The sequence below is a fragment of the Streptomyces sp. NPDC037126 genome (assembly GCF_055605965.1).
On sequence record NZ_JBVJTD010000002.1, the window covers coordinates 790,435 to 801,144 of the forward strand.

Annotated in this window: 7 protein-coding genes and 3 pseudogenes; 2 read left to right on the forward strand and 8 right to left on the reverse strand. The window is 66.2% G+C overall.

Translation table 11 applies throughout. From position 1 onward, the window contains the following. Positions 1 to 289: 289 nt before the first annotated feature. The 3 genes and pseudogenes from ACZ7FF_RS08605 to ACZ7FF_RS08615 all read right to left on the reverse strand — a co-directional run. The gene (locus ACZ7FF_RS08605) at positions 290 to 2,053 is read right to left on the reverse strand and encodes a thiamine pyrophosphate-dependent enzyme (RefSeq protein ID WP_470810558.1); all 1,764 of its coding nucleotides are present in this window, start codon (positions 2,051 to 2,053) and stop codon (positions 290 to 292) included. 46 nt (positions 2,054 to 2,099) lie between these two features. Further along, positions 2,100 to 3,668: an FMN-binding glutamate synthase family protein gene (locus ACZ7FF_RS08610; RefSeq protein ID WP_470810612.1), complete on the reverse strand. Its 1,569-nt coding sequence runs from the start codon at positions 3,666 to 3,668 to the stop codon at positions 2,100 to 2,102. Between the two features lie 164 nt (positions 3,669 to 3,832). Then, positions 3,833 to 4,282: pseudogene (locus ACZ7FF_RS08615) on the reverse strand (hypothetical protein); the annotation flags it as partial. Positions 4,283 to 4,285: 3 nt separating this feature from the next. On the opposite strand from ACZ7FF_RS08615, the pseudogene ACZ7FF_RS08620 reads away from it, so the two are divergent. Next, positions 4,286 to 4,505 (forward strand): annotated as a pseudogene (locus ACZ7FF_RS08620) (hypothetical protein); the annotation flags it as partial. 402 nt (positions 4,506 to 4,907) lie between these two features. On the opposite strand, the gene ACZ7FF_RS08625 reads toward ACZ7FF_RS08620, so the two are convergent. From ACZ7FF_RS08625 to ACZ7FF_RS08635, 3 genes are all read right to left on the reverse strand, one after another. Then, positions 4,908 to 5,042 (reverse strand): hypothetical protein, encoded by a 135-nt coding sequence (locus ACZ7FF_RS08625; RefSeq protein ID WP_470810618.1) that lies wholly within the window; start codon positions 5,040 to 5,042, stop codon positions 4,908 to 4,910. A 294-nt stretch (positions 5,043 to 5,336) separates the two neighbouring features. Continuing rightward, positions 5,337 to 5,627, reverse strand: coding sequence for a barstar family protein (locus tag ACZ7FF_RS08630; protein WP_470810560.1), 291 nt, complete (start codon positions 5,625 to 5,627; stop codon positions 5,337 to 5,339). Between the two features lie 568 nt (positions 5,628 to 6,195). Continuing rightward, positions 6,196 to 8,016 carry a hypothetical protein gene (locus ACZ7FF_RS08635; RefSeq protein ID WP_470810562.1) on the reverse strand — a complete coding sequence of 607 codons (1,821 nt, stop codon included), beginning with the start codon at positions 8,014 to 8,016 and terminating at the stop codon, positions 6,196 to 6,198. Positions 8,017 to 8,242: 226 nt separating this feature from the next. On the opposite strand from ACZ7FF_RS08635, the pseudogene ACZ7FF_RS08640 reads away from it, so the two are divergent. After that, positions 8,243 to 8,383, forward strand: a pseudogene (locus ACZ7FF_RS08640) (integrase); the annotation flags it as partial. A gap of 912 nt (positions 8,384 to 9,295) precedes the next feature. Here ACZ7FF_RS08640 and ACZ7FF_RS08645 read toward each other — a convergent pair. Beyond that, positions 9,296 to 9,676, reverse strand: a complete 381-nt coding sequence (locus tag ACZ7FF_RS08645) for a hypothetical protein (RefSeq protein WP_470810563.1) — start codon at positions 9,674 to 9,676, stop codon at positions 9,296 to 9,298. Continuing rightward, positions 9,673 to 10,710: polymorphic toxin-type HINT domain-containing protein (locus ACZ7FF_RS08650; RefSeq protein ID WP_470810565.1), on the reverse strand; the 1,038-nt coding region annotated here is incomplete at its 5' end. The genes ACZ7FF_RS08650 and ACZ7FF_RS08645, both read right to left, overlap by 4 nt.

A 10,710-nucleotide genomic window follows, 5' to 3' on the forward strand; every position in this document is an offset into this window, starting at 1 on the left:
CCGGCTGGTTCCTCGACCTGCTGCGGCGTGAGGCGTGGCCCGCGCGCCCTGCGGTGTCCTCATTCTGAACGCTCGGCCGAGAGGCGGGCTCAAGAGGCCGCTCGGCACGAAGGGCAACCCGCTCGCGGCATCGAGTGGCGCGAGAGATCGGCCGGGGACACCGAGCGTGGGGCGCGCCAAGGGAAGGACACCTCCGGGCTCCAAGCGGTGAGGCACGTGTCGGCAGATGCGGTCCAGAAGGAAGCGGCCGTCGCTGCCCGTCAGCAGGCCCTCACACGCCCCGCGCCGCTCAGTGTCCGCTTCCGTCTCCGTGGCTGCGTACGACCTCCTTCACCTTGGCCACCGCGAACCCCCAACCCTGCTCGACGGACGGCTTGGCCGGCACGGCGATCTCGTCGGGATTGGTGAGGACGTCGAGCAGGACCGGGCCTGGAGTGGCGAATGCGCGACGCACCGCGCCCTCCAGTTCGGCCGCTTCCGTCACGCGGATGCCGGTGATCCCCATGGCCTCGGCGACGGCGGCGAAGTCGGGGTTGTCGAGTACGGTACCGAACTCCGGGAGCCCGGCCTGCTCCTGTTCGAGCTTCACCATGCCCAGCCGGCGGTTGTCGAAGACGACGAGCTTGACCGGTAGGCGGTGCGTCTTGAGCGTCATGAGGTCGCCGAGCAGCATGCTCAGTCCACCGTCGCCGCAGAACGCCACCACCTGGCGCTCGCGGTCCAGGCACTGTGCGCCGAGTGCCTGGGGCATCGCGTTGGCCATCGAGCCGAGATTGTAGGAACCGATCAGCTGCCGCTCACCCCGCATCTCGACGAAGCGTGAGAGCCACACCGTGGCCATGCCGGTGTCGGAGGTGAAGACGGCGTCGTCGGCGGCTACTCGGTCCACGAGGGCCGCCAACGCCTCGGGGCGGATGTCGTGGGCACGGTTGTCCAGCGCCGAACGGAGGCGCCCCACCAGGCCCTTGTCGTGTGTGGGGTCTGCCAGCCGGGCCTGGCCGCTACGCCACTGGTCGAAGCGTTCGCGCGCCTTCTCCAGGTGGGACCGGTCACGCGCGCCCTCGGTTCCAGACGGTCCGGCGGCCAGATGGCTCAGGAGGTCCCGTACGGTTGCGCCGGTGTCGCCCACCAGGCCGAGGTCCACCGGTACGCGGCGCCCGATGTGACTGGCCTCGGCGTCCACCTGGATGACGGTGCGGCCCTCGGGATACCAGTCGCGGTAGGGGAAGTCGGTCCCCAGCAGCAGGAGGGTGTCGGCGTCCTGCAGAGCCGAAGCCGCTGCGGGGTTGCCGATGAGCCCGGTCTGACCGACCTGGAACGGGTTGCCGTCGCCCTCGAAGCCCGCCTTGGCTTTGAGAGTGAGCACCATCGGCGCCGCCAGCCGGTCGGCCAGCGCCAGCACGTCCTCGCGTGCCGAGCGGGCGCCCTGCCCGACGAGCAGCGTGACGCGTGCGGCATCGTCGAGCAGTTCCGCGGCCCGTCGTACGGCGGGCTCCTCCGGTCGCGTGAGCGGAGCGTTCAGGGAGAACCGCGCGGGCCGGTCGGTACCGAGTTCACGCTCGCCCAGGTCGCCCGGCACCGTCAGAACAGCCACACCCTTGCGGCCCAGTGCGCTGCGTACCGCTGTTTCCAGCATCTGCGGGAGCTGGTCGGGGGAGGTGATGGTCGCGCGGAAGACGGACACGTCGCTGAAGAGGGTGTCGTTGTCGACTTCCTGGAAGTAGTCGCTGCCGAGTTCCGCGAGCGGGACCTGGCCGGCGATGGCCAGGACCGGGGTACGGCTCTTGGCCGCGTCGTACAGTCCGTTGAGCAGGTGGACGGAGCCGGGTCCCACTGTCCCCATGCAGACGCCAAGGGTGCCGCTGAGCTGGGACTGGGCACTCGCGGCGAACGCAGCCGCCTCTTCGTGCCGGCAGCCCACCCACTCCAGCCCCTCGGTGATGCGGATGGCGTCCGTCAGCGGATTGAGGGCGTCTCCGACGACGCCGAACACCTGGCGCACGCCGAGCTCGCTCAGCGCGTCCACAATGACGCGGGCAACAGTACGGGCCACGTAATCCTCCGGTCACAGATACAGGCAACTGGGTCACACGTACCGCTCATACGGTGAAGCGGTCCGGATCGGCGGCGTTCCAGTCCGCCGCCCAGGAGGCGGGCGGCTCGGCGAGCAACTGCCCTGGCTCGAGCCACTCGTACAGCTCCTCGTAGGAGCGTTCGGTGGTGGGGTCGATCCGTCGGTGGAGCATGTGCGGACGCAGCTGTGCAGGGTCGGTGACGCCCATGGACGCCATGATCTGCAGCGCGCCGGCAACGGTCGCTTCCTGAAACCGCTGAACACGCGGAGTCTTGTCGCGGACGTCGAGGGCGCGGGCACGCCGGTGGTCCTGGGTCGTGACTCCCGTGGGGCAGGTGTTGGTGTGGCAGCGCTGCGCCTGGATGCAGCCGACGGCGAACATCATGGCTCGCGCGGCGTTGCCGTAGTCGGCGCCTTGCACCAGCCGTTTGACCAGGTCGGCCCCGGTGGCGATCTTGCCGCTGGCACCGACCTTGATCCGGTCGCGAAGCCCCGCGCCGACGAGGGCGTTGTGCACCGTCAGCAGCCCCTCCGTGAGCGGGGTGCCCACATGGTCGGCGAACTCCAGGGGCGCCGCGCCCGTCCCGCCCTCGCCGCCGTCCACGACGATGAAATCGGGACCGGTACCCTCCGCCAGCATGGCTTTGCACACGGCGAGGAACTGCCTGCGCGAGCCCACACAGAGTTTGAACCCGGTGGGCTTGCCGCCCGCCAACTCCCGCATACGAGCGATGAAGCGCACGAGTTCGCGAGGGGTGGAGAACACCTTGTGGTAAGGCGGCGAGATCACCGTCCGTCCCTCCGGTACGTCCCGCACCTTCGCGATCTCCGCGTTGACCTTCGCTCCCGGCAGGACCCCTCCGATGCCAGGTTTGGCCCCCTGCGACAGCTTCAGGGACACGCACTTCACGTGATCGTGCGCCGCCTTCGCGGCGAACTCGTCGGCGTCGAAGTCGCCCTCGCGGGTACGGCAGCCGAAGTATCCCGTGCCGATCTCCCACACGAGGTCACCGCCCGGCCGCAGGTGGTACTCCGAGAGGCCGCCCTCGCCGGTGTCATGGGCGAAACCTCCCGCAGCGGCGCCGCCGTTGAGAGCGAGGATCGCGTTCGACGACAGTGATCCGAAGCTCATCGCCGACACGTTCAGCAACGCCATGTCGTAGGGCCGCTCGCAGTCCGGCCCGCCGATCCGTACCCGCGGTGGTGTCTCGGGGACCGGGCACGGGGCCATCGAGGGAACCAGGTACTCGTAACCGGGCCGGTACAGGTCCCGCTCGGTGCCGAACGGCTCCTCCGCATCAGTGCCCTTCGCCCGCTCGTAGACGATGCTGCGCACATCCCGGTCGAAGGGGCGCCCGTCGTAGTTCCGCTCGATGAAGTACTGCTGGAGCTCCGGCCGGATCCGCTCCAGGAGGAAACGGGCATGACCCAGCCCAGGATAGTTGCGCAGCACTGAATGCCGGCGTTGCAGCAAATCCCAGGCACCCAGCAGGCCAAGGAACGTGAGCGGTACTGCCGCGAAGAGCCAGTAGGGCGAAACACCGACGGCGGCAAGTAGAGCCGCGAGCCCGGTGAACAAGATCAGGACAACCATTCCAACGCGTATCACTCCTCGCGCATGTCCCGGCGGACGCTCTCCATGCCTATGTTCGGCTCTGTTCGTCGCCGTCGGTGCCAACCGGGCCTTCGCCCGGCCATCCTGGGGCACGAAGTCAATGGCACGGATCGACACACCCTGCTTCCGCTGTTCAGTCCCCCCGTGGTCCAGTCAGCGACGATCGCCTGCTGCGCCTGAGCCAGGGTGACCTTCCCGGAGCAGACAGCAGTGTGCAGCTTCGTCTCCACCGGGTCCTTCTTGTTGTTCACCCCGGCCCCCTTCCGGTGGCCCGGGTCTGCCGACTCCACCCACTGGTTGCGAGGATCGTTGGGGTCACCGCCCAGCTGCAGACTGATCAGGTGGTCGTACTCGGCATCTCCCACGCGGCCGGTGAAGCCGTACGAGGCGGCGTTCAGCTTCTTCTCCTTGCCGGTCACGTAGGCGGAGGGGCGCACGCCGGAGGTGTAGCCGCCCTTGCGGCAGACCGTCGATTTCAGATTCGCCTGCGTCACCGCCGGAGAGAGCGCACCCGGGGTGCACGTGTGGTCCTCCAGCGGCTCACCGCCCTCCTAGCGGTAGTGGCAACTGCCCGCGGCCGGCTGCTGCTGCACCGCCTGGAGCACCTGGCCGTCCGGGACGGGGTGAAGGAACGCCGCGCGGACACGCTCACGGAGTTGATGCAGCCGGGCGAACGCCAGCGACATCTCCCGGCGACTCAAGGAGGTCGAACGGCAGCTCCCGATGGCGGACGTGCTGGACGTGTTGCTCGCCACCAACAGGATCTCCGTAGGGGTAGACGTGGACCGGCTGGGGCTGAGGGCGGTGATGGGTCAGAGGGCGGACGCTCACCTTCTCGGCCGGGAGTGCCAGGCTGAGCGCGTCGTGCACACCATGACAGCGGGCCGGCGCCCATCGATGTCGCCGAAGGCGTGCTGTGCGTCCTGGGCGCCGTCCCACAACTTCCCCGACGCGTTGTCCACCGGGGCGGATACTGGCCGCAGCTACGCCGGGGCGACGGCGACAGTGCGGGCCCGGGCACCAGAGTGCGCCCGACCCACCCCCAGAACTCCCAGCCCGGCTCGACCTGGACTTCCAGGGCCTTCGCGGCGCAGGCGTGGTGGGCGCGCATGCACGGGCAGCAAGCCGGCACCGGCGGTAACAGCCTTTTCCGACAGCCATGTCGGCGGCCAAGGCTGGCCCCTGGCGTGCGTCGCCTGGGCTTCTCTCGCTGGCAGGTCAGTCGAGGTGGAGTGTGCTCAGTGCGGTGGTCCAGTCGGTGACGATCGACTGCTGCGCCTGGGCCAGAGTGATCTTCCCGGAGCAGACAGCGGTGTGTAGCTTCGTCTCCGCCGGATCCTTCCTGTTGTTCACCCCGGCACCCTTCCCGGTGGGCCGGATCTGCCAACTCCACCCACAAGTTGCGAGGATAGTTGGGGTTGGTCACGCTCGGCATCCCCCTACGGCCGGTGAAACCGTACGAGGCGGCGTTCAGCTTCTTCTTTTTGCCCGTCACATAGGTGGAGGGACGCACGCCGGAGGTGCAGTCACCCTTGCGGCAGACCGTCGACCTCAGACTCGCCTGCGTCACCGCCGGAGAGATCACGCTCGGCGTACGCGTGTGGTCGCCGTGCCCCACCTGAATAGCCCTGTGGGGCACGGCACATGCTATTCGAAAGTGATGGAGAAGCGCTCGGACCATCCGAAGGTTCGATCCTGTTCCTGAACTCGGAGAAGGAGATCGCGAATCTTCTCGAATTCACTCTCGCCGAGCGCTGCTCTACTGAGTTCCGAATTTGTCCAGATGATCTCGATCGGTCGTTTCACGTCTGTGGTCAGTCGATCCCACAGGGCGCTCAGATTGGCACCATAGTACTGGCCGAAATTTAGGGATCGCGACAAGAACTCGTGAACATCCTCTGCAGAGCAAATCCTTGCGCCATCGATTTCAACCCTCACGGTTCATCACTTCCAGTTCGGGAGTTGACAGAGTGGTTCCCCTCCCGCCACTTCCCGATCAACGCCGCGTGTCCGGCTGCACCTACCGAGGCGAGTCACTGCAGCCAGCACGGAGTTGAGGGGGGGGGACAGCCCCTGACGTAGCTCGGGCGGGGGCTGCAGGGGGCGCGCGGGCCGAGCAGATCGCCTGCGTCACCAGCGAACCGGCCCGGCACACCCGCGCACTGGCCCAGGTGGTCGACACGGTGGCTGCGACGTCCGGACGGCTACAAGGCAACGGCCGGTCGGCTGGGCCCGGCGGACCACGCACTCATCTGCCGATGAGCGGGCGTTTCGAGGCTTCCCGGAGACGGGTGCGGACGCGATCGGCGGGGTGGCGTCGGTGTCTGCGCCGGTCGACCGTACACCTCTGCCCGCCAATGGGGAGCGAGTGAGCATGGATCACGCGGGAAACTGCTCACCCGCCGCTTCATGTAACGTGCCTGCCTCTGGCACCCATGCCTACCGTCGTACGTGACCAGGCTCGGTACGTGCGCTCGGTGTGGCCCCTCGTCCATCGGCTCGAGGCCTATTCGGCATCGCAGGCTCTGGCCTCGGATCCAGTCGATTCCGTAGATGTCGTGCCCGTGCTTTCGCCCTTTTTGCCCGCCTCGATGGAAGCGTAGCGCCGCCGTTGAAGCTCATCGCGTTCAATGTCCGGGATCGTCATCGACTCGGCGAGCACGGCGGCAAGCGCGTCCACTTGAGTGCTGTTGATGTCAGCGTGGAAGTGCCACCGGATGTTCTCGTCGCGCGTGATGAGGTCGATCGCCAAGCGCGCGCCTTTGTCCTGTGTGGTTGCCGGACGGACGTATCGCACCCGATCGATCGGGATGACTTGACGGATCTCGCCTTGCTCAAGCAATGCGTTCGTACTGGCCGTGATGACGCGGCGATCCGTGACGGCGACTAGTGTCTTCACCGGGGCCTTGTCCATCGCTGCCGCCAACATCCCCTTCGCTCCACCGAAGATCGCAGAAATGGGATCGGAGGCATCGAGCTCGTCGGGGAAGCCGAGGACACGTAGGGTCTCCCCGTCCTCGAGGAACCATCGCAGGATGCGAAGGTACGGCTCGAGAGCCAGCGACTTGGGCGCGCAGACGACGCCGGGAGCCTCAAGTGGAGGGGCCGGCGGATGGAGAGCGTCGGCAAGAGGCTCGATCGCCTCCAGAAGACGGGCGGAGATCTGGCGGGCTGCGTTCGAGTCTCTCCGCTTCCCCGACAGTGGCAGCGTGTCGCGACCGGGAAGCTCGGCAATGATTCGTAGCTCCCGCGTCAGCGAGTCGACGAGGCTAGTCGACTCAGCAAGAGCGGAGGCGAACTCTTCACGAGAGTCGCGCGCAATGATGGCGACGAGCCGCGCCTCGCCGACGTCGTCGGGTCCAGCAGCTCTTGCCCGCGCGGCGTGGAGCGCCTGGTATCCGGTCCATGCCTTGAGGGAAGACAGAAGGGCGTTGGCGTCGAAGAAGATCGCCGCAGCATTCGTCTGGAGGTACTCACGGCGGCCATGCAGGTCGAGCTCATGGATCTGCCCGATGTGGTCGCGGACGTTGAGTCGGTACAGCTCAAGCTGCTTCTCCAGGTCCGCCTCCCTATCCGCGACCTTGTGCCACAGGGTAGTGGGGACCGATTCGACCTCTCGGGCGTGGTCGACTGCGCGATCGACGGTGGCGACGAGGCCCGTCAGTTCGGCCCACTGCTCGTTGCGGATGGTTGTCAGTACCTGGCTTGTCAGCGCGATGTTGGTCCTTACAAGGCCTGTGACCTCGCTCAACTGCATCTGAAGGCCGATCATGGCCAGCGTCGGCCCGATGGAAGCCGCGGTCTGCACCGCGCTCACCTCGGCCACGGGGATGAAGCGGGCTTGAGCGATGAAGCGGCTGGAGGAGATCACCGTTCCGAGGTTCGCGCCATCCTTGACGGCGAGCGTTGCTCCGGCCCTCAGTAGAGCCTGGGTTGCGTCGCTGATCCTGTAGAGGCCCTGCGCGCTGGCGAATGCGTTTGCGAGGTTGCCGGCCGCGCCTGCCATGTTTCCGATCGAGGCGAGGACTGTGGAGATGCGCTTGCGGTCGGCGGCAGACACCAGTCCAAAGTCGAGGAGATCGGGCTTAAGTTCCACCGGGACTTCACCGAAGACGACAGCAACCCCTGGGAGCACCTCCGCCAGGACCGTCGATGCCGTCGTTGAGTCGATGTCCGAGTCGGGTGTCGGATCGTCCGCAACAGGTGAGTCGGCAGTAAGGCTCTGACCGTTCTCCTCAGGCTCGACGATCCCCATCGAGTCCGAAGGGTCCTGCATGCGATCTCCTCCTTGCGGGGCGCGCAACGGCCAGACGTCGTCGGCGTTCACTGCCGAAGTCTAGGGCTCGGCACCCTGCGGTTCAGCCCGAATCAACCGGACTGATCTCGGACTTGCTGGTGCCAGCCATGGGTGCCTGCGGCGACGCAGAACCGCTCCCGGCGGCGCTTCTCGGCCGCTCCAAGCCGGGCATCGGCAGCCGAAAGGCCTCCCCCGCCTTGAGGCAGATTGATGACCTTTGTCAGCTGCGCGGACGGCTGCCCGCGCGTGCTCAGGACCGCCGGGGCGTGTGCGCTGGCACCGCAACCTGCTCAAGCGCCACCATGCCGCGACCTGCGTCCCGAGGCGATGCGGACGCCCATCCACCGTCCGGTCAATCCGCACCCTGGTCCTGCGCCTCGCCCGCGAAAAGGGCTCGTAGCGGTAAACGCGACAAAGAAGCAGCCCAGAAGAAACTCGACGTCCTCCCCGCCGTCACCCGGAAGAAGGAAGAACCCCTCACCGCCGACCAGATCCGGGAGATCACTGAGAGGCTCGGAGGCATCGCACAACGCATTCAGACCGCCGACGCCGAGAAGAAGGAGCCTCTCTACGAGGCCTGGGCATCACGATCACGTACGACAATGCATCGAGGTGGTGGCGCAAGGGCGACTCCACCTACACGACCTGGCAGTCAGCCGTGGATCCCACTGTGCAAGCAAGCCGTTCGCAGGGCCGCGGGCTGACGGATGAACGCCGACAGCCCGTGAGGGTTCTCGGTATGTCGGGTCCACAACTTGACGGAATGCTCGGTCATCGACCACAAAGAGTGGAGCCGGGCAAGCCCCACCCCGCCGCCATCTCAATGGACGGCTTCCGCACCGTGATCACTCCCGTGCCCCTGCGCCGAATACTTCCGGCCTGAACGCCGGTTGGCCCTGATGGCCGCTACGGGCGAGCGTGCGGGAGCTTGGTGTCGACCCGGATCGAGGCAACCGAGCCCTGTTGTCGCAGCCACGCCTGTCTGCCGCTCATGGAACTCCGTTGCATGCGCGCCTTTGAGCCCTGTCGTTTGGTCTGACGATCTCTCACGCATGTTCCCAGCCGTTTGTGAGAACTCGACGCCATTGCGGGCGATGCGCTGGGTCCTGCAGAGGACTGCTGGCGATGTCGCGACCCAACAGGGCTCTTCTGCCGTGAGCTGGCGAGTGAACTCACCAACGCGACGATCAAGATCCCTGCTGAGTCACGGCCTCGACCGTCACGCTATTCGCCCTGCTGGCAAGTCCGCGTACTGACGACGCCTGGAGAACATCATCGCCTGGCGGTGCTTCAGGGTGTAATCAGTCCTCTACATGATCTCAAGCGATGCGCTTGCGATCGCCGCAAGTACGCTGACTTGAACCGGACCTTCCACTCGGAACCAGATCAATGCCGGCAACGACGAAGAACGGCACAGTTCAAGGGGCAGTCCCTCTGGCCAAGGGGAATCGCTCGGCTCCAGCAGCGTTGCCGTCACCCGATCCAGTGGCGCGGCACCAGGGCCCGGAGGTCGTTCGACTGAACAGAAATAGACGTCGCGAAAGGAGAGCGTCATATCCGGCTTCTCCGGACCCCAGCGCAGCCCCATCTCCAGCGCGTCAAGGTCGTCGATGCGCTCAAGCGAGAGCCGATCCAGGAAGTATCCCTGGCAACGGGGGCCAGCTTCGAGGAACTTTTGAAGCGAACTCATCGGATCACCATCTCCCCAGTCTCATGGTCTTGCGTAACCTGGCCGTTCGGGTCGTACCTCTGTCGGTAATTCCTTTGATTGGGACCAGGATCGATCGAAGGACCGAGCCTCATCACTTCCCCGTTCGGCCTGATCCAAATCTGACTACCGTCCGAGTTGTCATAGCGACGGTATCCACCTTTGGTCTCCGATGTGAATGTGAAGCCTTGACTGAACAGCTCTTGCTCGGCGTCAGCGAGGCTCTTCCCCTGGAGATTGGGAACGCGTGTGACACCACAGGCACTGTTGTGTACCAGCACGGGCGTATTCCCAGCCAGGACATAGTACGTGTGGAGATCGTCGACGGTGAGGTTGTAGGTGCGGGTGTGCTGGTCGAAGGCGCGGTTGGCTTCGACGTGGACGGTGGTGCCGTGGGTGCTGAGGAGCGTGCTGCCGGGTGTGAGGTCGTGGGCCTTGACCCAGTGGTGCGCTGAGGGGCTCCAGAAGGGGTGCTCGTAGGTGGCGGTGAGTTTCCTGGGGCCGTCCGGGGTGGCGATGGTGAGTTCGTCGAAGTGCTTGTCGCCATCAGTGATGATGAGACGGCTGACCCTGCGGGCTGCGGTGCGGCCGGTGAGCGGATCGGTGGCCAGAAGGCTGTCACCGGGGTGGACGGTCTCTATATCCTTGGTATGGCTGTTGGCCATGAGGACCTTGGTGCCGGCCGGGAAGCACTGGGTGCAGCTCGTCGCGTACCGCTTGAAGCGCAAATCTTGCAGCGCTTCCATTCCGCGTTCGAGGAGTTTGAACTTGGAGCTGAGAACGAGGTCTTCGCCGAGTTGGAGGCAGGCGACGGGGTCGCCGCCCTTGCAGGAGTCGAGTTGGCCGAGGCCGAGGAGGTCCTTCTCGACGTTCCACAGCTGTTCGGCCGCGGCGCTTGCGGCGGGTGCCTGGGAGAGGATGGTGCAGAAGGTCTCGTTGTGCTGGCACCAGCGCGCCGGACGTTCGACGGCGTCGCAGCCCAGAACACCGCATCGGTAGCGGGCTTCGGCCTGGCT